The organism is Macrococcus sp. S115 (genome assembly GCF_030067655.1).
GTDB lineage: Bacteria > Bacillota > Bacilli > Staphylococcales > Staphylococcaceae > Macrococcoides > Macrococcoides psychrotolerans.
Map to the genome: position 1 here is coordinate 588,582 of NZ_JASJES010000001.1, position 25,287 is coordinate 613,868.

Here is a 25,287-nt window from a genome sequence, read left to right on the forward strand (position 1 = left end):
ATTGTTTCCACCAAAGTCTATATCAACACATCCAGTACGAACCAGATGACCATAATAATCAATATTAAAAACTTGGCGACGGTACTTGTCAAAAATCCAAAGAGCGATCCGATGCTCGCATTAAAAGCTCTTGTTATATCTCTTTGGATAAAAAGTTCAACAAATAATACCATTATAAACGGCACGATGATAATGCCGAGCGGTGGAAAAAGGAAGCTACCGATAATGATACCGATTGCTGCTGTAAATTCTCCTGCTCTTGATCCACCGTACCTTTTGACGAAGTAACTGCCAGCTATATAGTCGCTGATTAACGTAACAAAAGTCAGCATCGCCATCGCAATCCAGAAGAACCATGTCAATTCTTCGTTATTGATACCAAAATGATAGATAAAAAATCCTACCCACATCAACAGCACACCTGGCAGCATTGGTACGACCAGCCCAACGAATGCTGCGATAAAACTAATAATGACGACCATCCATAATACTATCATCATGCTAAATCCTCCATCTTTATGGGTTTCGTGAATATTAATAAAATAAATGCAATTAATACGAATGACGAAGATACATAAAATACATTTCCAAGTCCTACAACGTCACTCATGACTCCACCAAGTAGGTTGCCGAGTAATTGTCCTGCAATCATCGCATTAGAAAATAATGTCGATGCATATCCTGGAAAGTCCGGCAATATATCCTGAAAGTAACTGATTCCTAAACCTAGCAGTATGGCTAAGAAGAACGCTAACCCAATTTGACCGATGAGCATCGCTGTCACACTGTCAAATAAACCGATTGAAAGATAGTAGCCTCCACCAAATACTGCACCAATCATCAATAATGTACGCGTTTGAAATCTGCTTGCTAGTATACCTAGAATAATCATAAACGGAACTTCAAGTCCTGCACATAAACTTGCTAAATAACCAACATTCGCTTCATCTGCATTTAAGAATTCTGTTACGAATAAAGGCATGTTCAGCGTATACATCCATTGTCCAATATGTAAGAATACAAAAGCAAGGAACGGGATAAGCAAGTACGTATCTTTCAAAAGGTTCGGTGCAACTGGCTCAATGTGACCTTTAGCATGCGCTGGTTTTTCTACTTTAATCTCTTTATAAAAGAATAAGAACGACAGTAATACGATAATATAAAGCAGAATTGTACCACCAAATATTCCAGCAAATCCAAACTTCTTAAGCAAGACCGTCCCAACGAGCGGTCCGAACAAGAAGCCGAAGCTAAACATAGAACGAAGGAGTGTATTCGCAAATACAGCATTTTTACTTGAAGCTGACACATTGATGCTTTCTCGCGCTGATGCATAGAGCTGTGGCATAGCAGGCGCACCCATACCCCCAAAAAACACGTATATCATGATGAAAACGACAGGATTATCGATATAAAAATACGTACTGAATGCGATTGCAGCCATCATTACTGAAAACATGATCATATACTTACGATTAAAGTTCGCCCGATCAGAAAACCTTGCAACAATTGTGTTGACCATAAATCCAGCCAAGGCAAACAACGCCATCATAACGCCATATAATCCTCGTGTCATTCCGAGTTCCTGAGTTGCATACAAGACAAAAAACGGCACCGTAATCGCTAAAGCCATACCAAGCAGAATCATGTTGATAAGAAATAATTTATAGTTTTTAATTGTGAGAAGATCTCGAAACATTGAACACACTCTTTTCATTAGATTCATTTTGTTTTATTATATATGAAATTACTTTTTTATGTGAGAACTGCGACTTAATGATGTAGCCGATCAACCTAAAAAGATGACTGGAAATACTCCTGTCATCTTTTCATATCATATACCAGTGACTTCGTGTTGCGAATCTTTAATCTAATAATATGGTATTGCGCACTTCTGTCATCTTCCGATCCAGTTCACTTGAAACATCCGCGACTTCCTTCAGTTCACGGCGTATGCTGTCATTTAATTTCTTGGTATTATATTTGTATTGCAGCTTATGCTCTGTAGATGCGAAGAAATCCATGGCTAATGTGCGAATCTGAATTTCTGCAGGGACCCACTTCACACCTTCAGAGAGCACTAGTTCTGTTTCAACGATTAGATGCAGACTTTTATAGCCACTTTGTTTCGGATTTTTTATGTAATCTTTCACACGTATAATTTTAAGATCATTACGTCCCTTTAAAATATCATATATTTTATAGACATCGTCTTCAAACGTTGTAACGATTCTTACACCAATAATATCAAATATATTCTCCTGTATGCTCTTTAAATTAAAGTCTATTTCTTTTCGTTTTATTTTGTCACGTAGTGAGATGGGTGTCTTAATACGTGTCTTTATGTGTTCAAATGGAGAATAACCATAATTCGCCTGCCATTCTAAGTCGATGACCTCTATATCACTTTTTAATTCTAATAAGCCCATCTCATATTCTTTAAATAAATAAGAAAAATCTTCGACAAGCTTGATGATTTCGGATTGGTCTTCTATTTTTTGCATTACATTCTCAATATCCATTTGCTATCCTCTTTCAATTCATAAGCCGTTGACGACTTCTTTTAATAATGCGATAAACGCACTCACCTGAGGGAGGCTCAATATATCATTCTCATAGGATATGTATGTCTCCCTTAATAATTCCTGTCCATGTGCCTCGACAAGCTTAACTTCAAACTCTTTACGATCAATATCTTCTGCTACAATTTCAGGAAGTACAGTCATCCCTACCCCACTTAATAGGAGTGCCTTACACGTCGCTATCTGATCTGTCTTTATCTGTGGTGCATATTCTTTGTTGAATAACTCAGTGTACCATTGTTCTATCTCTTTCAAATAGACCGGATCTGCCTGAAATTCAATCATCGGTAATGTATCTAATACATCCTTCTTACCCTTCGGATAAATAAAATAATGCTTTTCTTGCATCAGTCGTTCATTATGGAGGTTCATTATCTTTGTGCCACGTATAACGGACACGTGGAAGTCATGACGATTATTCATAATGCGTGTACTGGAACCAACCTGCAACTGAATCTTCACATTAGGATACTCATGTACAAAACGTTCAAGTACAGCCGGTAGTACTGTCTGTCCAATCAACGAGGATACACCAATTGACAGGTTCCCGTTCACCACACCTTCAGAAGAATGAATCATTTCTTTAAGATTTGTCTCTTCTTTCAGCATCTTACGTGCGTGATTAATAATTGCTTCGCCGTGGGTTGTGACAATCAGCTTCTTCTTCGTTCTAATAAAAATTTCCGTGCCCCAGTCGTTCTCAATGGTCTTGAGTCGCTGACTGACTGCGGGCTGAGAAATATATAAGGTTTCAGCAGCTTTACGAAGCGTCTCTTCCTCATCCAAAGCTACAAGTAATCTGTAATCATCTATTTTCATATTATATCCTCAATCTTAAATTCGATAGAAAGCTTTCGTGTTATACGTCATAATAGATTCTATGTTTTCTGCTTTCGGATAAAACAGCTCTAGCTCCTTTATTATAGCAGAAAGTTGCGATTTAATCTCTTTTGCTTCAAACCCTTCGTGTGGCCACGGTCCATCCGTTTCTATCATGAGTCGATGGAGCGGGAAAGCCTGGGCTACTCTTCTGGTCTTTACATTCCATAGAATATCAGGCGTTACACTGACCATGTAATCACTATTTAAAACCTCTTCCAATACATCTTTATCTGCTTTAAACCAATGAAAATGCGCTTTTTGAATTTGATATTCTCTTAAGAGTTCCATCACTATTCTCGCATCGTCATAGACAGCATGGAGGATGACAGGGAGTTGATGGGCTCTCGCTTTATTCATGAATGCTTCCAATATATCAATATACGGCTGCAATTTTATCGATTGATCCTGACGCATTAAATATTGCGGCAAGCCCACTTCACCGATTGCCACAATCTCATGATGATGCGTATCGATTAAGCGAATAATTTCTTCTACTTCATTTTTATCAATGCGCTGCTCAGGATGATACCCTAAAGCAATATGAATATTTTCATTCTTAAGTGCAAGTAGTCGATAGCAACTCTTCAAGTCTGTTGCAACGGCAACACATTGTATATTTTGCGACATGATATCTTGAATATCTTTATCGCTATACTGATCGATATGAATATGTGCATCTATCATCATAAACACCTCATTTTGATTTTAACATAAATTTTACACAATGTTTTAAAGGGCCACATAAAAGGAATAGTTAATTATTACTATTATTTTGAGGAGGAGTCATAATGAACAAATATGAAAAGATCGATAAAGAAATTAAAGGTTATACACAACCCGAACAGCCTGGTATCGAAAAAGAAATGAATCCAAAACCGATTGCAGAAGATGATAACTATAAAGGATCAGATAAATTAAGAGGGAAAGTCGCGCTTATTACCGGTGGTGACTCAGGTATAGGTCGTGCTGTAGCCATATGTTATGCAAAAGAAGGTGCAGACATTGCGATTGGGTACTATAACGAACATGAAGACGCCAAAGATACAGTCGCACGTCTAGAATCACTTGGCGTTAAAGCAAAGTCCTATGCTTTCGATCTTAAATCAGAAGAACAATGTAATCAATTAATCGCAGATGTTACATCGGAATTCGGAAGTTTAAATATTCTTGTGAATAATGGAGGCGTACAGTATCCACAAGAAAGTTTACTTGATATTTCTAGTGATCAGATTAAAGAAACATTCGAAACGAATATATTCGGTATGATGTATGTTACTAAAGCTGCACTACCGCATCTTTCTAAAGGTGATGCCATTGTTAATACGAGCAGTGTGACTGCTTATAGAGGTTCTAAAACATTAATTGATTATTCTGCTACTAAAGGTGCGATTACATCATTTACACGTTCACTCTCACAAAACATAGCAGAAGAAGGCATTAGAGTAAATGCTGTTGCACCAGGACCAATCTATACACCGCTCATTCCTGCAACGTTCCCTGCTGAAAAGGTAGAGAAGCATGGACAGGAAACCGCCCTCGAACGTCGCGGGCAACCAAGCGAGATTGCACCGGCATATGTATTCCTTGCTAGTGACGATGCATCTTATATCACTGGTGAAACAATTCATATCAATGGTGGAGACTACATTTCAGGTTAAAATGCATTGAATAAAATTAAAACGGAAAGGACGACTATGTCCTTTCCGTTTTAATTTCGGCTTTGCACTTGCTTGCGAGCTGTTCAAAACATATGAAGTTGTCTTTCACTTCATCCATCACTTCTTGAGCAGTCTTATAGGCAAGATCATATTGCGCCTGCGTAATAACCTGCTTTTTAAGTGCACGTTTCACATCTGCCTCATCTACTAGTTCATAGCGTCCGTCAGGTAATACAAGTACATCAAGATAGAGATCATGGGTTCTTGCCTCACCCATTTCCACAATATTCTCATCATTAATATCGAAGTAATACTGTAGCGGCTTATCTTGTGCATCATACATTACAGTAATGCTATAGTGCTTATCTTTCGGTAAGATTTGCAACCAGCGAAACCCGTTGTCAGCTACTACAATGCTTTGATCGATAACCTTAATTTCTAGCGGTGACTTTACCTTTATCATCTCAATCTCACCGATTATCCCATCAAACCACTCATCACTGACACGAATTTCCTTATAATGTTTCTTTAAGAGACGACGCCAACTTCTTTTATCAATGTACTTTGTCTTCATATCGCCTCACTCCTTATTCTTTATTATATAAAAATAAACAAGTATGACAAATAATTATGCCTTACTTGTTTATTTTTAATCAAAGCTCTTCAGCACGATAATGTTCTTTTCCTTTTAAGAAGAAGGACAGTATAAATGCCAGTGCACTTAGCGCTGTCGCTACCCAGAAGGCATCGTTAATACCATTGATTGTTGCGACCTTCTGAAGATATCCCATTACAAGTTGACCACCCGCTTCTTGTGATCCGACACTGCGACCAATCTCAGCGAACTGTCCTGCAATTTCTGGATGCGTCTTATCCATTGTATTCGAAATATCACCGACATGTGCTGTGGTCTGTTGTGTCATAATCGTAACCAGTACAGCAGTACCGATAGACCCTGCAAGCTGACGTACCGTGTTACTGATGGCGTTGCCATGCGGAATCATTCTTTGTGGTAATGCGTTCATACCTGCAGTCATAATGGGCATCATAATAAAGCTCATACCGAAAGAACGCAGTACATAGATCCCTAATATCGTTGAATAAGAAGTATCCATGCTCAATTTTGTGAGTTCCCATGTTGCATACGTCATAATAAATAATCCAAATATCGCAATCGGCTTAATTCCAAATTTATCAAGCAGACGACCCGATATAGGTCCCATGAGTCCCATGAGTAGCGAGCCAGGTAATAGTAGTAATCCTGAATCTAAAGGAGAAAAACCTCGAATAGACTGAAGATATACAGGCAGAAGTAACATACCTCCGAATAAACTCATCGTTACAATTACATTGATCAGCAATGTAAATGAAAACCCTGTATACTTTAACGCACGTAAATCCATCATCGGGGCTTTCATAGAAATTTCTCGATAAACAAATAATGCAACGAATAAGAGTCCAATGATCATCATTGTAATTACAGTTGCTGAATCCCAGCCTTTATTCCCCGCTTCAGAAAAGCCATAAAGCAAACTACCAAATCCTAGTGAACTAAATACGACACCAGGGACATCTAGCTTAGGATTACTTATCGGTTGATAGATTTTGAACCAGAAGAAACCGATAATAATTGCGAGTATTCCTACAACAGACATCCCATAGAACATCACATTCCAATGATAGTTCTGAATAACCCAACCCGTTAATGTCGGTCCAATTGCAGGTGCAAGAATGAAGGCGATCCCCATCATTCCCATTGCAGCTCCACGTTTCTCAGGCGGGAAGACTGTCATAAATACGTTTGTTCCAAGTGGCATCAAGATTCCTGCTCCAACCGCCTGAATTACACGACCTGTCATCATTACAGGGAAGTTCGTACTTATGGCACAGATAACAGAACCTATTGTAAATGCAATCATCGCAAACATAAAGAGCTGACGATACGTAAACTTCTGAATCAAATAAGCACTGACAGGAACGAGAATCCCGTTTACAAGCATAAACCCTGTTGTTAACCATTGTGCAGTTGAAGTAGAAATACTGAAGTCATTAATCATAACAGGGAGTGCCACGTTTATTAACGTTTGATTTAATATTGCAACGAACATCCCCGCCATGAGCGCAGTAATAATCTTCGCCAAAGTGATACCTTTACCGAACGTTACAAGTGCTTCAGGCTTTTTCACCTGTTCATGTACAGGACGATTGACATCTATTTCCTGTTCCATTTTCTCATCTTGTATATGTGATTCACTTATTTTCGGTGCAGTTGTAGGTTTAACTTGTGCGTTTGACACTGGTTCATATACTTTTTTATCTTGTTTTTGAATAGAACGATGCTGAGCTTTGCGCTTTCTTTTAAGCATTACTCTATTAACGACGAAGAATGTCAGCAAAGAAAATAAGCTGTATAAAATAATCATCGAGGTCATACGATAACCTCCTTAGTTTTTATGAATGCGTACAGTTACATTCATTCCTGGTAAAATGTCTAACGATTTTCCTTTTGAAAGTTCAATCTTAACTGGAACAACTTGCGTTACCTTCGTATAGTTTGCATTACCGTTTGATGAAGGTAATAGACTAAAGCTAGATGCTGTTGCTAAACCAATTTGTTCAACTTTCCCAGATAAAGTCGTATCTTTATATCCATCGACATATACATCGACATCCTGACCCTTTTTAACACCGTCAAGTTCAGTTTCTTTAATGTTTGCAGTAACGAATAATTGATTCATATCGTAAGCATAGGCAATCGGAGTACCAGCACCTACAAATCCATTTTCTGTTGCTTGCTTCTTCACAATCGTGCCATCCTGTGGCATCGTAATATCAACCTTAGTTGGGTTACCGTCTTGACCAGCGCCTGCTACAGTACCAAGTTTGTCATCCTTAGATAATTTGTCGCCTACCGTTTTATTGAATGAAACTAGTTTACCTGCAACTGGACTTGCAATAGAGACTTGCTCTCCGTCAATCTTCGCATTGTCCGTCTTTACATAGTTTGTTGCTTCATCATAGAAGTGAAAAGCGACTACGCCAAGCACTGCTAAGATGATTAAAGTTAAAATATTGATCATTACTAATTTTTTCATGTTTACTTCCTCCCAATTTTTCGCATAAACAATATTATATAATGATTTACTAAACAATCAACCAACAATATTTGTGAATCTGTTGGAAATTAAGTAAAATAAATAGATAATACTATTAAATAAGAAGAAATGAGTCATGTATGGACAAAAAACAGTTAATCGAAAACAGTTTAATACAATTGCTGGAAGAACACCGATTCAGAGAAATAACGATAAAGATGCTATGTAATAAAGCTGGTATTAATCGTTCTACTTTCTATGCTTATTTTGAAGACAAATACGCATTACTGGATAGCATGATAGATTCACATATTTCACATCTAGAATCAATATTATATACTGATCTGCAGGACCTTCACTTACAGAGAGACAAAAAATCATCAATAGAAAAATACCTTGAACACATATTCCAGTATATTCATGAGCACAGACAATTCTTCAGAGTGTTACTCACCTTGCATCCTGCACAAAACTTTACACAGAAATTATTATCAAATTGGCGCAATAATTATATGCACGTCCTTGAAACAACTGCTAGTCTTCAGTATCCTGATTATTTTATCAGTTACACATTAGGGGGCCAGTTCGGTGTGTTGTATTTCTGGTTACAAAATGATTGTCCGGAACCTCCTGAAGTTATCAGCAAGATTATTCATAATAACATCATGAAAATTAATCGCTAATCTTAAAAAGATGGCTGGAAAATTATCTCCAGCCATCTTTTCATGATTTCATTCGTATCTGAACGCTCGTGTCACGTCCTTTTATTTTCAGCGTTCCACGAGCAGAAACTTCAATAAATCAAAAAGATGGCCCAAAACATAGACCATTTTTTGCCATCTTTTCATGATTTCATTCGTATCTGAACGCTCGTGTCACGTCCTTTTATTTTAATCCTTCTTCAATTTTCTTAATTTCGTCTGCGCTTAAGTTCTTCGCAATTTCGCCATCTTTTGTGTCTTCTTTCAATGCATCTTTCGCTTTATCTGAATGATAGAGTTCTACAATCTTTTTATATGTCTTGTTATCTTTATCTTTCGTCTGTGCAGCAATTACATTAATATACGGTGCAACATTTTCACTATTTGAATCTTCTAAGTAAATTGGATCATCTTGCGGACTAAATCCTGCACGCGCTGCAACACCGTTATTGATAATACTTGCTGCAACATCTGGTAATACACGTGGTGTCTGCTGTGCTTCAATCGGTTTAATCTTAAGGTTTAACTTGTTTTCTTTAATCTTGTCTGGACCACCAAATAATCCGAAGTCATCTGATAACTTAATCAGCCCACCTGCTTCTAATAAGCGAAGTGCACGCGCTTGATTTGTTACATCATCTGGAATTGCTATTGTTTCACCTTTTTTGATATCTTTAATATCTTTTACTTTTTCTGAATATACACCCAGTGGTGCAAATACTGTAGTTCCTACCACTGAAAGGTCTAATTTATGATCCTTTTTAAATTGGTCTAAGAATGCGAAATGCTGGAATGCGTTTAAATCGATTTCCCCTTCATTCAAAGCATTATTTGGTGCTGTGTAATCCTGAAATTCTACAAACTCAATATTAATGCCTTCTTTTTTCGCTTCTTCTTTAACAACTTCCCATACCTTTGAATCTATACCTGTAACACCGATTTTTACTGTCTTATCTTTATCCTCTTTTCCTCCACATGCTGCAAGTACAACCACTAACGATAATAATAATACCAATAATTTTTTCATATTTTTTTCTCCTTTTATAATCTACTTGTATATATGCTTGCTACTTTGTTACCGATAAATTGTGTAATTTGTACTAATATAATCAGAATGACGACTGTTATAAACATGATCAGCACGTCAAATCTTTGATATCCATAAGTAAATGCTAAATATCCAATTCCACCTGCACCAACAAGTCCTGCCACAGCTGAGAATTCTATTAAAGATACAGTTGTAAATGTAAGACCTAATATTAAAGCGCCTGCAGCTTCTGGGATGAGTACTTTGAACAGTATGTCGAACTTGCTTGATCCCATTGCTTCAGCTGCTTCAATGACTCCTCTATCTACAGACACGATGTTATTTTCTACAATTCGAGCGATAGAAAGCGAGGCTGCAAGTGTCATCGGAAATATTGCTGCCCAGATGCCGATAGATGTCCCGACTAGAATTCGGGTTATCGGAATCAATGCTACTAGAAATATGATGAAAGGTATTGGGCGTATCGTATTAATAATGGCGTTCAATATACTGTTCACTACTTTATTCTCGAGTATATTACCTTTTGCTGTTGCATAAAGCAGTATGCCAATTGGTAGTCCAATGAGCGTTGCAAAGATTAACGTGATCGCAACCATGATCAGTGTATTAATTGTCTGTTCGATAATAACGGGATAGAACGTCGTAATATCAGTTTTCAAATCCTTCAACCTCCTTTACTTTAATGCCTTTTTGTATGAGATCGTCTAGCGCACTGTTTATATGTTCTGGTTGTCCGACCGCTTCAATCAGTAAATTACCAAATAACTTATCGGTTAACTCCGTTATACCGCCGTATAAAATATTGAAATCTACATGATACTGACGTCCAACTTCACTTAGTGCCGGTTTTAATATTTGTTCATGATTGAATATAAAACGATATAAACGTCGATTACTAATGTCAATATCTTTAGGGATATCATCATTCAGCACACTGTGGACAAATCGTTTTGTTGTTGCATGCTGCGGTGAAGTGAATAACTCGAACACTTTATTCTGCTCAACAACCTTCCCTTTTTCCATTACAGCCACTTCATCACAAATCTTTTTGACGACCTCCATCTCATGCGTAATAATAACAATCGTAATATTGAGCCGCTGATTAATTTTCTTGAGTAATTCCAGGATATCGTCTGTTGTCTCTGGATCCAGGGCACTCGTTGCTTCATCGCATAATAAGATATCCGGTTCAGTTGCAAGGGCTCTTGCAATACCAATACGCTGCTTCTGTCCTCCTGAAAGTTGATTTGGATAGTCATCTTTCTTGTCACTCAGGCCAACAAAGTTTAAGAGTTCATCCACTCGCGCCTCAATTTCCTGCTTGCTATATTTCTTTGTCAGCTTTAATGGATATCGGATATTATCACTGACTGTTTTCGATTTAAATAAGTTGAACTGCTGAAAGATCATTCCAATATTCTGTCGCTGTTTTCTAAGCGCACTTTCTTTCAATGCTGTAATCTCATTACCTTCAACAAACACTTGACCTGTCGACGGTTTTTCAAGTCGATTGATCAGTCTAAGTAAAGTAGATTTACCCGCACCTGAATATCCGACAATACCGAAGACCTGACCTTTTTCAATAGTTAAGCTGACATGGTCTAAAGCATTGATGTCACCTTTTTTCGTGCGATAAACCTTCGTCACGTCTCGTACTTCAATAATTCCCATTCATTCTTTCCTCCTTAAAATAAAAAACGCTCACTTAGCCTGAGCTAAATGAGCGTTTGACGGTCAACATTTATCTGCCAAGCTAAAGCTTGATGGAATTAGCACAGTGCTCTCTAAAGAGTCTGCTGCTGAGACTTCGTCGGGCCATATCCCTCTGTCTCTCTTGATAAAATATGATTAAGTTGTTTTTTATATTACATGGGTTAGATTTATAAGTCAATGTATTTTCAGAATTTACTCAACTTTTTTTATATTAGAAACTTGATATTCCTGTAAATTCTTGGACTCTGTATATGACATCTTTAATAAATGACGGATCTTTCTTCACTTCATAATCGTCTGTAACATAAGCCTGTTCATTATTCCACATCGCACTAAATTCCCGATTCAGTCGATGGAAGACCGGAAGATCACTGCGTCCACTAATAATAACATCTGTCTCCATATTGTAGTCCCCAACATTACGACGTGTCAGATTAGCACTACCGAGTACCAGTGTACTCGTCTTGCTATCTTTATATTGGAATAACGTATACTTCGCATGAAATTGTTCACCATGACTTACCGCCCATTTTACTTGGATCCTATCATTTGATTTGGATACTAGCTCATGTGCGACCGGTTTATTTGGAATACCAGGTTTTTCCTTACCAAATGCTTCTTTATTCACATCCAGTATCATCTGAATCCCGACACCTCGTTTCGATGCTTTTATCAATGCTTTAATGATATCTCTGTCAGAAAGATAGAACATCCCCATCTTCACACGATCTCCCGTTTTCGTCATATTGATCTGTTCGAGCAGTGCAGCTTTAATCTTACCTTCCGTGACTAATGTTGTAGTATAGTCCATGTCACTACTATATGCACGGTGCGTAATATTAAAGTCACTTGCGGACAGCTTACTGCCACTCATATTAAGTGCACTCACTTCACTTTTTATCAAATCTTCCTGTAGCTTACCTGTCACTTTTACTGCAATATTCTCATGATGGGCACTCGGATCATGAGGGTTACTACTTGAGATTATTGCTGCATCTTCAGTGACCAGTGTTTTTCTATGGTTCGCTTTCATATTCAACAATCTGCCGAATCCTCTTACAGTAACATTTGGTGCGTCCTTAGAAAATATATTCGTGATTATTCCGTTCTCATTATTACCGAACCATCTTAATGTCGGACGCCATAACCCGGAATAAAGTGGATTGGAATCTCTTAGTTTCACAAGGTTCGTTTCATAGAGTACGATACCGTTATCGCGCAATTTTCTGTAGTGCTCTGGTGTATAGCTTCCATAAAAAGAATTGATGGGATCTGTCAACATGTAGATGCGAATATTGGGACTTTCCTTTTTCTTATCAATCAATACTTGCGTCAGTGTTTCTGTCAGCTTTGTGAATTTTTTTTGTCCGTCATATGTATTGTTGAATAAAAACATATCTAAAATGATAAAATCATCTGCTTCTTGAATCGTTTTCAACTGTTCATTGAATATTTCATGGTTATAATACATATGATTTTCTTTCTCATATGTTTTGTCTACAAGTAGTTTCACATCATTTGTCTTGCTTGATTCAAACCATTTGCTGACGCCACCTGGCAATGGTTTGAACGCACCATAGATGACACTGCATATATAAATGATACATCCTAGAATAACGAAATGCTTGAATTTAAACTTTGACTTTGACCTTGATCTTTTTGTCTTACGCATTTTATTCACAGGACGCTTTTTAGCTGTAGATTGCTTTCTTGTCTGAACTGCTTTCCTTTTTGTCGCCATAGCACACCTCCTCATATAAATTATAACAAAAAGCAGGGAGTTCCCTGCTTATTTTATAAATATAAATGATTTTTCCGGGCTATCAATAACGAAGATTCGTTGCCCTTTTGAATCAATCTGCTGTGCGTTTACCATGCGTTTAAATTCTTTTCTGTCTATTTTTTTCGCACCTTTTACTTCATTTATCGTTTCAATATTTCTGACATGTTCAAAAGATGTTTTTCGTGGAAGTTCATATACGTTGCCATCTTTTAGTACATCACTCGGCTCAGAGATGATTTCCTCATCAATTAGAAATTGTATTAACTTCGTATCGTATATCGAAATCGGAACGTCATAACTTCCAGACTCGGTAACCATTCCATTCGATTTAACATGTTCATAATCGAAAGTAATACTATACTTTGTTTTTCCTGCTTGAAGATTTGAATTAAAACTTCTTTCTTTAATACTTGTTTCCAGAACTTTTATAAGCTTTTCTTTTTGTTTGTTATTCATGCTGTCACCCGTAAATGAATCGTTATTCACTTCATGGGTAATAGAAATTTGATCTTTTTTATGCTTACTAAGATCAAGTGCAGTGACTAGCGCTTTCATATTGTCTTCTGTATTGACACGCTTAATGTAGTTATCATAATCTTTTTCAAAGACTTCATAATTTCTATCAACTACTCGACCATTATTCATAATATACTGAATATGTATCGTACGGACTGCTACATCATTGTTATATACACCTTTTTTTGCGTTCTTTAATTGTTTATGCGCATCGACAACACTATCAATAAATGCTTGATTGCTTACTTTCGTATCGTTCAGCAAACTTTGATTCATGTACATTTGATTAGCATCTTCAAAAGTTGTTGCGACAGATGAGATTTCTTTTTTATCAGGTATAAATTGTTCACGCATATATCCTGAAATAAAAACTAATATCAACGCAGCAGCTACAATCGCGAACGAAGTGATATAAAGTCGCTTATCGAAAGTGATTCGAGCAGACTTTTGTGAAATCATTTCCATTAGTATGAACGCAACTGTAAATGCGATTGCATAGATGATGAGTGATATAATCTTCATCTCACTAAATAATGAGCTGAATATCAATCCTCCTAGCATGGTCGCTATAAACAGCATAATAAAATAGATAATCAAATAGATAAACTGATTCGCATAAGGTTCATTGATGCGCTCATTCTTACGTCGCATATATGCATAATAAGAAAGTGCAATCATGACGATTGATATTACAAACACCACGACCAAATAGACAAAGTGATAGCGATCTGCAATCACGAATTCCATAAATTTTACAGGTATCGTAATATCATTAAGCAGCACAGTAGGATATTCCGAAAGACCTTTGAATAATACCATATGCGTTGTATAGATTAGTGTTCCCATAATTACCGGGGAAATAAGCAGTGCTATCGTCCCAACAGTATGACTTAAGTAATTATTTATCAATAAGCCTAACAATACAGTTAAACTAAAGATAAACAGATGAATGAGTAAACTTAACAGCACCCATATCAGCGCTTTCTCAATATTTATGCCGTTAAATTTAATCCCGAATATTAATGTGATAACACCGTTTATCAATAAATTGAGGAGCACATGCGTAAAATATGTTAGGTAAACTGTATTTAAAATACTATAACGTTTTATCGGCAGACTATGAATAAAGTCAGATGCACCTTGCCCTTTAAAGAAATAGGTAATAAAAATACCGCTTAATCCTGCATAAATCATTGCGCCAAAGAAATATAGCCCTGCTGTATTTAATGAGCCGATAATATACTTACTAATATTATTCGTACCTTCAACATCCATCATAAAATAGGAGAACGGCACTAAAATAAATGTACAGATGATATTAATTACCGTCAAAAACATGATATTGCGTGATAAGTTTCTGAACAGCGCTTTATTCCACAATGATGTTTTCAATTGCATAACCGTAACCTCCCAATTCATATGTAAAGATTTCTTCTAATGTGAGCGGTAATATATCATAGAGCAGTGGATCTGCTGTTGTAATATATTCTTCTACTCTGTCTAGGTTGTCTTTTACGATACAAGTAACTACACGTCCTTTAGTCACTTTCTCGATAACATTCATCCCTTTATAGAATGATTCATCAGGTAATGTGCTGAAAGCCATCTGTATTTTAGCTACATTTCCTTTTAAGTCATCAAGGTCACGTGTCATCAATACGCGTCCTTCATGCATCAAAGTTACCGCATCACAGAAATCTTCCATTTCTCTTAAATTATGGCTAGACACGAACAAAGCCATGTCATGATTGGTAACATCCTGAATCAAGATGTTCTTGATTGTATGTCTGACAATCGGGTCTAATCCATCAAACGGTTCATCCAGCAGCATAACTTTAGGACGTGCTGCAATCGCTAGTATAAATGCACATTGACGCTGCATACCTTTTGATAACTTTGCAATCTTCTTAGATGGATTCATATTAAGCACTTTTACAAGCTGTTTGTATCGTTCTTCACTGAAATCGGGAAACATCATTTTATAGAATTCAGACATCTCATCCAGACTCGCATGTCCAAAGAAATAAGGAATATCAGAGATAAAGATCATATGCGCCTTATAATGGATGTCTTCGAATATATCCATATCATTTACTGTAATCTGTCCAGTATCACTTTTATAGATACCTGCAATTAGCTTGAGCAATGTTGTCTTACCTGCCCCATTACTTCCAAGTAACCCTTGAATTGAACCTTGCTTTATTATTAAGTCAACTTCATCCACCGCTTTGAACTTTCCAAATGACTTGCTGACCTTATTCAGTTTGATTGTCATCGTGCTCACCCCTCATGTTTTCAATTGCTGCTATAATCTCTTCTTTCGTCAGACCTAGAAATAGTAATTCCTGCACTGTTTTATGCAATGTCTCTGTTAACATGTTGATGCGCTCCTTATTCATCTCATTTTGAATGGTGTTTACAAAGCTTCCTTTACCTGGGACTGAATAGGTGTAACCTAGATGTTCTAGTTCACGGTATGCCTTTTGAATAGTGTTCGGATTAATGGTTAACTCTTGCGCAAGCTGTCTCACGGACGGCAGCTTTTCATCCGGTAGCAGAACGCCATTCATAATTTGAAGCTTAAATCCATTGATAAGCTGCTCATATATCGGAATACGACTCCTATTGTCGATTGATATCATAAAACCTCTCCGTTCTACTGTATTAACTGTACTATATAATATAATACACTTAATACAGCATTCGTCAACCTTTTGACAAAAAAAATAGCATCAGGAAATATCCCGATGCTATCTTCATTAAAGACTTGGTGATTTACCACCATCGATATTTACAGCAGTACCCGTAACATAACTTGCTGCATCACTTACTAAGAATGAAATGACATTCGCCGCTTCTCTAGTATCGCCAATACGACCAATCGGAATTTCAAACTTAGGATCTCTTGCATATTCTTCCCAAGGCTTTTCAGGTGCTTCCTCCTGCCAGCGTTTTTCAATCTGACCACTGCGAATCAGACCGATACATACAGCGTTCACACGAATATTATACTGTGCAAGATCCTTACTTAATGTCTTCGTCAATGCAAGTCCTGCTGCACGCGTGACAGAGGTTGGTGTTGTATCGGCTGGAGGGTTTTTGCCAGCAATGGCTGTAAGATTGACTATGGCGCCCCCATTCTTCTTAAGTTCTGGTAATGCTGCATGTAACATATGAAGCGCACCGAATAGTTTGAGGTCAAGATCATCCTGCCAGTCATCCAGCGAAACATCTTCGAAATTTTTAGCAAACGCACTTCCTGCATTATTGATGAGTATATCAAGCTTTCCATACGTATCGATTGCTTTTTGAACAAATTGTTTACAGTCCGTTTCCTTCGTAACATCACATACTTGATAAGATACTTCTTGACCTGTTTGCTCCTTAATTTCCTTTGCAACATTAATCAGTTCGTCTTCATGACGGGAAGCAATCACTACACGAGCACCTTCTGCAGCTAATACCGTCGCAGTTTCCTTACCGATACCTTTACTTGAACCTGTAATTATAGCTACTTTACCCTTTAAACCTAAATCCATACCCTCAGCTCCTTTCTCTCATCATAACAAATATTAAAGTAAGTATAAAAAAATGCACCTTATCAATAAGGTGCTATCATCCAATGGATAGGTTTAATTGCCAGTTGATACCAAACTGATCAGCTACCCATGCAAACTTCTCTGACACTGGATGCATCGGCGCAAGTTCCATCAGCACTTGTCCATCCTCCTTTAACTGATCATATAAGAATTCAATCTCTTCAGCAGATTCGCATTCAACCGCAAAACTTAGCGCCGGCGTAAAAGGAATATCTGTACCATTCGCGTTGTCAATTGCCATGAACTGTTCGTTATGAATTGTAAACACTGCATGATTCACCGTCCCGGGTGCACCTGGTCCTTGTTCATCATACTTAATCATAGAAATGATTTCACTATTACGAAATACAGCGGTATAAAATTCAATTGCCGCTTCTGCTTTTCCATTAAACATCATAAATGGCGTAATTTTTTTGTTTTTCATTATACATTCCCCTTGTGCTTTAATGCATATTTTTCGATAATCGTTTGGTGTCTCGGGTACCACTCTATCAGTTCATCTTGCGTAAACAGTTCAAAGCTCTCGAATGTAAATCCTGGTGCGACCATACAGCCAACGAGACTCCATCTATCTTCTCCTTTAACTGTAGATGCAAATATCGTGTTCTTTGGTACTAGATATTGTGGCACTTCACCCTTTTTCACATCGAGCCCAAGTTTAACAGACTGATAACTCCCATCAGGATGAATCATATGAATCGTCAGTGAATCACCTGCATGGAAATACCACAGTTCATCCGACTGTATACGATGAAAGTGTGAAATATTTCCTGACTCTAGCAAGAAATAGATGCTTGTATATAGTCTTTTATCATCTATCTTAAGTTCAGATTGATATGTCTCATAGTAATAGCCCCCTTCTGGATGTGGTTGTAATTGCAATGTCTCTATAAAATCCTGTTTATTCATAATTCCTCCTAAAAAAGCACTGAAATCGCTTCAGTGCTTACAAATTATACATTTACATTATGGTGTACAGTCTGTACGTCTTCTAAATCTTCAATCGCGTCTACTAACTTTTCAAATACTTCTAAGTCCGAATCGGATAAGTCTAATTCAGACTGAGGGACCATTGAAAGTTCGGCTATAGTAAATTCTGCAATCCCTGCTTCTTTCAGTGTGTTCTGTACAGCTGCAAATTGATCAGGTTCTGCATAGACAATAACGTGCCCGTCCTCTTCTATTACATCGCGTACATCAATATCTGCTTCCATCAGAATTTCCAGCGTTTCATCTGCACTCTTACCATCGAATCCAAACACTGCAGTATTATCAAACATATAACTTACTGAACCGGATACCCCCATATTCCCCCCGTTCTTACCAAATGCCGCACGAACGTCACTCGCTGTACGGTTAACGTTATTTGTAAGGGCGTCTACGATTAACATCGAACCACCAGGACCAAATCCCTCATAGCGTAGTTCATCGTAGTTCTCTTCTGCACCGCCTTTAGCTTTCTCGATAGCACGATCAATAATATGTTTCGGTACAGAGTATGTTTTCGCACGTTCAAGAACGAATTTCAAATTTTGGTTCGATTCAGGATCTGGCTCGCCAGACTTTGCTGCGACATAGATTTCACGACCGAATTTCGCATAGATTCTACTCGTATCCTTGTCCTTTGCAGCTTTCTTATCTTTAATGTTGTTCCATTTACGACCCATAATATACACTTCTCTTTCAATAATTTATGTCATTATTATACACATTAATCCTTCATTACACAAAAAAGATTAAAGGCGCATGCCTTTAATCTTTTAAAATACTTGCTAATCGTAAAATATCTAAAATGATATTCAATAGGTTGATAAATAAGCTAAATCCCATCTCCTGTGGTGAGAAGTTTCCTTGTTTTAAACGGTTAAAGTCATATACTGTATACAAGAAGAAGATTGCAAGTCCTGCAATTGTAATCACCATCTGGAACATTGGAATTTGAATGAATATGCCTAAGAAACTTGCAAATACTAATGCGATTAATGCTGGGAATAATAGACGCCCTAAGTTAGATGCATCTCCTACTACAAAGTATCCAACTAAACCAAAGGCTAAGAATGCCCCTACAGCAAGTGCAACGTTTTGATAGAATGCAGCTTCACCTAACGTTGACATGTAGTACATAAATGTACCGTAACTTACAATCCCCATCCCAAACGCCATTAAGTTAGAAATTAAGAATCCAAACTTACGTGAAGCACGCACGAATAACGATAACATTACAAGTGCAAAAATTGCCATAGAAACCGTAAATCTTAATCCCGCTGGCACAAATTGTCCTAAATATGTTCCTACCGCAAAGATAATCCAGTAATACATAAAGAATAAAAACGTTTGACGATACGCTGATGCGCGTGTCACAGGTTGTGCATTATAATAATTGTTCATATAATCCCTCATTTAATTAGTGTTATATAATGATTATACAGTTTACAACTTACATTTACGAGCGATTTGATTATACAAACAGGCTGAAAATCATAATAAAGATGAGACCACTCACAGATATGATCGTCTCTAGAAGCGTCCATGTCAGCACTGTCTCTTTAATGGATAACCCGAAATATTCTTTAAACATCCAGAATCCTGCATCATTCACATGTGATGCGATGACACTCCCGGCACCTGTTGCAAGAACAACCAATGCTAAATTCACATCAGACGCTTCAAGCAACGGAATAACGATACCTGTCGTAGAAATCGCAGCAACTGTCGCAGATCCTAATGCAATTCTAAGTACTGCTGCAACAAGCCAAGCTAACAGAATCGGTGAAAAGTCTGAATGCGTAAATAATGTTTCGACATGCTTACCTACGCCACCATCAATCAATACCTGTTTAAATGCGCCACCTGCACCGATTATCAGAATCATCATCCCAATTGGATAGATTGCATCTGTAACCGACTGCATCACATCTTTCATCTTGCGCCCTCTAGAGAGACCCATTGTGATTACAGCGATCAATATTGAAATCAGCATGGCAGTAGATGCATCACCAATTAGGTAAATGGCCTTGATCAATCCATTTACATTTATTCCTTGTGCTTCTACCATTAATTTAACAATTGTGGAAATCAGCATTAATAATACAGGAAATAATGCTGTAAGTGTACTAATGAAAAATCCTGGTGTTTCCTCAATTTTGAAATTCACGTTTTTACCTAAAGACGAGATGTCTCCTTCACGTGTGAATGCTGTCGGCGTAATTTTCTTTGCAAACTTTGTAAATAACGGGCCTGCAATGATTGCTACAGGAATCGCAATGATAAAGCCATATATTAATACTTCACCAAGGTTTGCGTCATATTCTTTTGCAATCATGACCGGTCCAGGATGTGGCGGTAAGAAACCATGCGTTACAGAAAGTGCTGCAGCCATAGGAATACCTAAATAAAGTGCGGGTAGTTTCGTTTCTTTCGCAATGGTATACACAATCGGAATCAGTAATACAAGACCGACTTCAAAGAATAGCGCAATCCCAATAATGAAGGATGCCACAACAACAGCCCACTGAATATGTTTTAGTCCAAATTTATCGATGAGCGTATGTGCAATTCTCGTTGCTCCCCCACCATCAGCAAGCAACTTCCCAAGCATCGCACCTAAACCAAAGATGAGCGCAATATGTCCAAGTGTCCCACCCATTCCTGCTTCAATCGTAGCGACGACTTTATCTAAAGGAATCCCTAGCATAAGTGCCGTTAAAAAAGCGACGATGATTAATGATATAAACGTATTAAGTTTGAGTCCCATAATTAAGACCAGTAGAATAATAATCGCTATAGCGACTGTAAATAACGGCCATTGTTGTACGATAAAATCCATTATACTTCCCTCTTTTCATATTTTCTTTGAAACGCAGCAATGTCATCATACGTTTCCATCAATTGTTGTGTCATCTTAATATAAATCGGTAATACCTCGCGATAGATGTATACGTTTTCCTGAATCGGTTGATGTGGCTTTGTTGCACCGACCATAGCGCTGACATGGTCAAAATTATCTTTTTCTCCAATTGCAATTTGACCGAGAATAAAAGCACCAAGACAAGAACTTTCGATACTCTCCGGTACAATCACTTCATGTTCAAAAATATCGGACATCATCTGTCGCCATAGTGCACTTTTTGCAAATCCCCCTGTTGCCTTTAATGTCTTTACTTCTTCATCCATCAACACGGAAAGCGCAATATAAACTGTATAGAGATTAAAGATGACACCTTCAAGTGCCGCACGAATCATATGCTCTTTTTTATGCGAGAGGGTTAATCCAAAGAATGAGCCACGCACATTTGCATTCCAATGTGGCGCACGTTCTCCTGCAAGAAAAGGATGAAAGATCAAGCCATTACTCGCTGGTGGCACGCGTTCAGCAATCTTAGTCAATACTTCATAGCTATCGACACCGAGACGCTTTGCTGTTTCAATCTCACTTGAAGCAAATTCATCACGTATCCAGCGCAAGACGACACCACCATTATTCACAGGACCGCCAATGACCCATTTGTCCTTTGTCAAAGCATAGCAGAACAATCTCCCCTGACTATCTGTTTTCGGTTGATCAATTACTGTGCGAATCGCTCCACTTGTGCCAATAGTTACTGCAACTTCTCCAGGCTTAAATGCATCTACACCGAGATTACTAAGTACACCGTCACTCGCACCGATAACAAATGGTGTGTTGACATCAATATTCATGATATCCGCATATTGCTTATCTATTCCTGTTAACAGTGTCGTCGTATCTACAGCTTCAGATAACTGACTTTTGTCTATTTCTAAAAGCTTGAGCACAGCATCATCATAATCAAGCTGGCGAATATTAAATATACCCGTGGCACTTAATATTGAATAATCTTCGATATATCTCTTAAAGAGTTGATAGAACACATAACCTTTTATTCCAATAAACTTTTTAGTCGACTGATAAAGCTTGGTTTCCGTTTCTTTCAGCCATAACATTTTGGTCAACGGACTCATCGGGTGAATCGGTGTCCCTGTACGGTGGTAGATAGCAAGACCATCATGTTCACGATTCAGCTTTTCTGCATACTGATAACTCCGATTATCTGCCCACGTAATACTATTAGTAAGTGGTTTATTATGTTCATCCATCAAGATCAAACTATGCATTGCACTAGAAAAGCTAATAAAATCAATCTCATTTTTAGCGGCTTCTGCTTTTTTCACAACCATACGGATGGTTTCTAAAACCGCTTCAAAGATGTCATTCGGATGTTGCTCCGCTGTATCTGTAGTAGGTGTTAATAATGGATACTCCACATGATGTACACCCACTATCTCACCTTGATTTTTATAGATTACCGCTTTAGTACTCGTCGTACCGATATCTACACCTATTTTAAACATTAATTTTCCTCCTTCGTTTGAGAATAGAATAAATCATCTATTTCTTCATGAACATCATCAAAATTCATATGAAGTACTTTTTTATAACCTTTTCTATCTCTTTGTTCAACAGTCGTGATATATTCATGATGATTCTTAAAGATGCGTTCAAAATCACCTTTATTAAACTTCATTCTTTCCTCCATAGAAATTAGATTCAGTATCAGCATTGTCGGTTTAATGCTCATCCATAACTTTTCTAATTGCTTATGGTGAATACTTTCGATCATCGTCTGATGGAAAAGAATATCCTGCATAGCAAACTCCGCAGCATCATTAAATTTAACCGCTACTTTCATCATTTCAAGTTTCTTATGGAGTTCCAGTACGACTTTAGATATATCCTTTTTTCTGATCTTTTCAAAACTAAAGCTTTCAATCATCAGTCTCATGTCATAAAGTTCTTTTATATCATTTTCTGATAAAGCCATTATCACTGCACCCATCCGTTCTAAACGAATCAATTTATCATTAGATAAAATTTTTACCGCATCTCTTACGGGTGAACGACTCACCTTGTACATCTGAGCTAATGTATTCTCTGAAAGCTTCTCTCCATCCTTAATCTGCTTAGAAATAATCTTATACCTCAAATCTAATGCTATCTGCTCTCCTGTTGAAAGTTGATCCATCCATTGTTTAGGTATCATGGTTTACCTCCGTCTACTTGTATACAAGTATGGTAATATAAAATTAACAAACTGTAAACGCTTTCGTTTGAAATAAAAAATAAAGATAAATAAAGCTAGCACTTTATTTATCTTTATTCCTCTAATTAAAGTAATTGATTCAATTCATCTATACCATCATGAAATTCGTGCTGCCCGAATTGTTTTGTAATGATATTCATTTGTGGAAATTGTTGTTGCCAGCACATTTGGTGTTTGATGTCTACACGATCATCATCAACAGACTGAATGTGCGTAATGGGTACATCGATGTAGTCCTCTGCATCTTCTCTTAACTTATTCTGCTCATCGCTAAACTTGTCATCGCAGCCAAACAAAGGGGACCCGATAAGAATCACTTGTTTAATTTTTTGTGTCACTTGATTTTCAGTTAAGTACTTCATAATTACAGTGCCACCGAACGAGTGCCCAATTAAGGTGACAGGTTCATGATCATCAATTTCATTCAAACTTTCAATGAATGGTTCCACCCATAATTCATAGACCTGTCCCTTGTCTCTTGGATAGCGGTGCTTATGCCACACGTACTCACCTTGCGGAATCGTTCTCAGCAAAGGATTACTACCACTCTCTTTTGTTTGTTCACTTGCACTATGTACAAATACTATATGTTCCATCCTTATCCCTCCTAAAAAAATTCGGATAAACTGTTAACAGTTTACCCGAATATGTATGATTTAATTAAAAAATATGTGTAATGAAGTTAACAACAAAATAGATAATCGCTGCAATGATGGCTGAAATCGGCAATGTAATCACCCATGTAATAATCATACGCTGTGCTGTCGTCCACTTCACGCCTTTAACACGGTGACTTGATCCCACACCTAGAATTGAAGAGGATACAACGTGCGTTGTGGATACAGGTAGATGAAAATGTGTTGCTCCAAAGATGATAAATGCAGATGATAAGTCTGCTGCAACACCGTTGGCTGGACGAATCTTCATGATATTACCACCAACTGTTTTAATAATCTTCCATCCTCCTACTGCTGTACCTAATCCCATCGCTGCTGCACATGAAAGCTGTACCCATGTCTGAGGTTCAGTACTTCCGGTCTGCATCCCGGCTGAGATTAATGCCATCGTAATAATACCCATCGCTTTTTGCGCATCATTAGACCCGTGTGCAAAAGCTTGCGCTGCTGCTGTGAAAATCTGCAGGAATCTGAAATTACGATTTGTTTTCGTTAAGTTTGCATTCTTAAATACTGTTTTAATAATTGTATACATGATATAACCAACGATAAATGCAAGTAATGGTGAAATCAATAACCCTACAATAATCTTCGTAAATCCTGCATATTCCAGAATTCCAAAACCACCTGATGCAATTGCAGCGCCTGCAATTGATCCAATCAATGTATGTGACGACGAACTCGGAATCCCAAAATACCATGTGATTAAGTTCCATGTAATCGCACTGATTAATGCCGCAAGGATGACCACTTGACCGTTTTGTAACGTAAATGGGTCTACAATATCTTTCGTAACCGTCTTCGCTACCCCATGAAAAAGAATTGCTCCTACAAAGTTCAGTACAGCTGCCATCAATATCGCATGACGAGGCTTCAAAGCTTTCGTTGAGACTGCAGTTGCAATTGCATTCGCC

General features: G+C 37.6%; 27 protein-coding genes and 1 riboswitch. Of the genes, 2 read left to right on the top strand and 25 right to left on the bottom strand.

Going from position 1 to position 25,287, the window contains the following annotated elements; translation table 11 throughout:
* Positions 1-17: 17 nt before the first annotated feature.
* From QNJ52_RS02960 to QNJ52_RS02980, 5 genes are all read right to left on the bottom strand, one after another.
* Positions 18-500 (bottom strand): DUF456 domain-containing protein, encoded by a 483-nt coding sequence (locus QNJ52_RS02960; RefSeq protein ID WP_219493951.1) that lies wholly within the window; start codon positions 498-500, stop codon positions 18-20.
* The gene (locus QNJ52_RS02965) at positions 497-1,717 is read right to left on the bottom strand and encodes a sugar efflux transporter (RefSeq protein WP_283721846.1); all 1,221 of its coding nucleotides are present in this window, start codon (positions 1,715-1,717) and stop codon (positions 497-499) included. Before QNJ52_RS02965 ends, QNJ52_RS02960 begins: the two co-directional genes overlap by 4 nt.
* A gap of 148 nt (positions 1,718-1,865) precedes the next feature.
* The gene (locus tag QNJ52_RS02970) at positions 1,866-2,522 is read right to left on the bottom strand and encodes a GTP pyrophosphokinase (protein WP_283721847.1); all 657 of its coding nucleotides are present in this window, start codon (positions 2,520-2,522) and stop codon (positions 1,866-1,868) included.
* A gap of 18 nt (positions 2,523-2,540) precedes the next feature.
* Positions 2,541-3,401 carry a LysR family transcriptional regulator gene (locus QNJ52_RS02975; protein ID WP_219493944.1) on the bottom strand — a complete coding sequence of 287 codons (861 nt, stop codon included), beginning with the start codon at positions 3,399-3,401 and terminating at the stop codon, positions 2,541-2,543.
* Between the two features lie 15 nt (positions 3,402-3,416).
* Positions 3,417-4,151, bottom strand: coding sequence for a TatD family hydrolase (locus tag QNJ52_RS02980; RefSeq protein ID WP_283721848.1), 735 nt, complete (start codon positions 4,149-4,151; stop codon positions 3,417-3,419).
* A 101-nt stretch (positions 4,152-4,252) separates the two neighbouring features.
* Between QNJ52_RS02980 and QNJ52_RS02985 the strand changes: the two genes are divergently transcribed.
* Positions 4,253-5,122, top strand: coding sequence for an SDR family oxidoreductase (locus QNJ52_RS02985; protein ID WP_283721849.1), 870 nt, complete (start codon positions 4,253-4,255; stop codon positions 5,120-5,122).
* A 34-nt stretch (positions 5,123-5,156) separates the two neighbouring features.
* On the opposite strand, the gene QNJ52_RS02990 is transcribed toward QNJ52_RS02985, so the two are convergent.
* From QNJ52_RS02990 to QNJ52_RS03000, 3 genes are all read right to left on the bottom strand, one after another.
* Positions 5,157-5,696 (bottom strand): ribonuclease FAU-1 family protein, encoded by a 540-nt coding sequence (locus QNJ52_RS02990; protein WP_283721850.1) that lies wholly within the window; start codon positions 5,694-5,696, stop codon positions 5,157-5,159.
* A gap of 79 nt (positions 5,697-5,775) precedes the next feature.
* Complete coding sequence (locus QNJ52_RS02995; RefSeq protein WP_283721851.1) at positions 5,776-7,554, bottom strand: DHA2 family efflux MFS transporter permease subunit; 1,779 nt, start codon at positions 7,552-7,554, stop codon at positions 5,776-5,778.
* A gap of 12 nt (positions 7,555-7,566) precedes the next feature.
* Positions 7,567-8,217 (bottom strand): HlyD family efflux transporter periplasmic adaptor subunit, encoded by a 651-nt coding sequence (locus tag QNJ52_RS03000; protein WP_219493937.1) that lies wholly within the window; start codon positions 8,215-8,217, stop codon positions 7,567-7,569.
* Between the two features lie 140 nt (positions 8,218-8,357).
* On the opposite strand from QNJ52_RS03000, the gene QNJ52_RS03005 reads away from it, so the two are divergent.
* Positions 8,358-8,900 carry a TetR/AcrR family transcriptional regulator gene (locus QNJ52_RS03005; protein WP_219493936.1) on the top strand — a complete coding sequence of 181 codons (543 nt, stop codon included), beginning with the start codon at positions 8,358-8,360 and terminating at the stop codon, positions 8,898-8,900.
* Positions 8,901-9,102: 202 nt separating this feature from the next.
* Here QNJ52_RS03005 and QNJ52_RS03010 read toward each other — a convergent pair whose 3' ends face one another.
* The 17 genes from QNJ52_RS03010 to QNJ52_RS03090 form a co-directional block, all read right to left on the bottom strand.
* Entirely contained in the window at positions 9,103-9,945 is an 843-nt protein-coding gene (locus QNJ52_RS03010; protein WP_219493935.1) for a MetQ/NlpA family ABC transporter substrate-binding protein, read from the bottom strand.
* Positions 9,946-9,959: 14 nt separating this feature from the next.
* Entirely contained in the window at positions 9,960-10,625 is a 666-nt protein-coding gene (locus QNJ52_RS03015; protein ID WP_219493934.1) for a methionine ABC transporter permease, read from the bottom strand.
* Entirely contained in the window at positions 10,615-11,631 is a 1,017-nt protein-coding gene (locus tag QNJ52_RS03020; protein ID WP_219494806.1) for a methionine ABC transporter ATP-binding protein, read from the bottom strand. The genes QNJ52_RS03015 and QNJ52_RS03020 overlap by 11 nt, the downstream gene beginning before the upstream one ends.
* A gap of 73 nt (positions 11,632-11,704) precedes the next feature.
* Positions 11,705-11,810, bottom strand: a riboswitch (SAM riboswitch).
* A gap of 80 nt (positions 11,811-11,890) precedes the next feature.
* Entirely contained in the window at positions 11,891-13,420 is a 1,530-nt protein-coding gene (locus tag QNJ52_RS03025; protein WP_283721852.1) for a phospholipase D family protein, read from the bottom strand.
* Between the two features lie 48 nt (positions 13,421-13,468).
* Positions 13,469-15,376 (bottom strand): hypothetical protein, encoded by a 1,908-nt coding sequence (locus tag QNJ52_RS03030; protein WP_283721853.1) that lies wholly within the window; start codon positions 15,374-15,376, stop codon positions 13,469-13,471.
* Positions 15,348-16,253 (bottom strand): ABC transporter ATP-binding protein, encoded by a 906-nt coding sequence (locus tag QNJ52_RS03035; RefSeq protein ID WP_086038146.1) that lies wholly within the window; start codon positions 16,251-16,253, stop codon positions 15,348-15,350. Before QNJ52_RS03035 ends, QNJ52_RS03030 begins: the two co-directional genes overlap by 29 nt.
* Complete coding sequence (locus QNJ52_RS03040) at positions 16,234-16,620, bottom strand: GntR family transcriptional regulator (RefSeq protein WP_086038145.1); 387 nt, start codon at positions 16,618-16,620, stop codon at positions 16,234-16,236. Before QNJ52_RS03040 ends, QNJ52_RS03035 begins: the two co-directional genes overlap by 20 nt.
* Before the next feature lie 117 nt (positions 16,621-16,737).
* Positions 16,738-17,517: an SDR family NAD(P)-dependent oxidoreductase gene (locus QNJ52_RS03045; RefSeq protein WP_283721854.1), complete on the bottom strand. Its 780-nt coding sequence runs from the start codon at positions 17,515-17,517 to the stop codon at positions 16,738-16,740.
* A gap of 76 nt (positions 17,518-17,593) precedes the next feature.
* A complete protein-coding gene (locus QNJ52_RS03050; protein ID WP_219493927.1) occupies positions 17,594-18,001 on the bottom strand; it encodes a VOC family protein in 408 nt (135 codons plus the stop codon).
* Positions 18,001-18,486 carry a cupin domain-containing protein gene (locus QNJ52_RS03055; RefSeq protein WP_283721855.1) on the bottom strand — a complete coding sequence of 162 codons (486 nt, stop codon included), beginning with the start codon at positions 18,484-18,486 and terminating at the stop codon, positions 18,001-18,003. Before QNJ52_RS03055 ends, QNJ52_RS03050 begins: the two co-directional genes overlap by 1 nt.
* Before the next feature lie 44 nt (positions 18,487-18,530).
* Positions 18,531-19,244, bottom strand: a complete 714-nt coding sequence (locus QNJ52_RS03060) for a YebC/PmpR family DNA-binding transcriptional regulator (RefSeq protein ID WP_283721856.1) — start codon at positions 19,242-19,244, stop codon at positions 18,531-18,533.
* Between the two features lie 85 nt (positions 19,245-19,329).
* On the bottom strand, positions 19,330-19,965 hold the full coding sequence (locus tag QNJ52_RS03065) for a Bax inhibitor-1/YccA family protein (protein ID WP_012656316.1): 636 nt from the start codon (positions 19,963-19,965) through the stop codon (positions 19,330-19,332).
* A gap of 70 nt (positions 19,966-20,035) precedes the next feature.
* Positions 20,036-21,403, bottom strand: a complete 1,368-nt coding sequence (locus QNJ52_RS03070) for a gluconate:H+ symporter (protein WP_283721857.1) — start codon at positions 21,401-21,403, stop codon at positions 20,036-20,038.
* Entirely contained in the window at positions 21,403-22,947 is a 1,545-nt protein-coding gene (gene gntK / locus QNJ52_RS03075; protein ID WP_283721858.1) for a gluconokinase, read from the bottom strand. Before gntK ends, QNJ52_RS03070 begins: the two co-directional genes overlap by 1 nt.
* Complete coding sequence (locus QNJ52_RS03080) at positions 22,947-23,636, bottom strand: GntR family transcriptional regulator (RefSeq protein ID WP_283721859.1); 690 nt, start codon at positions 23,634-23,636, stop codon at positions 22,947-22,949. Before QNJ52_RS03080 ends, gntK begins: the two co-directional genes overlap by 1 nt.
* Before the next feature lie 125 nt (positions 23,637-23,761).
* Positions 23,762-24,292 carry an alpha/beta fold hydrolase gene (locus tag QNJ52_RS03085; protein WP_219493914.1) on the bottom strand — a complete coding sequence of 177 codons (531 nt, stop codon included), beginning with the start codon at positions 24,290-24,292 and terminating at the stop codon, positions 23,762-23,764.
* A gap of 64 nt (positions 24,293-24,356) precedes the next feature.
* On the bottom strand, positions 24,357-25,287 hold a 931-nt coding region (locus tag QNJ52_RS03090), incomplete at its 5' end, for an inorganic phosphate transporter (RefSeq protein ID WP_283721860.1).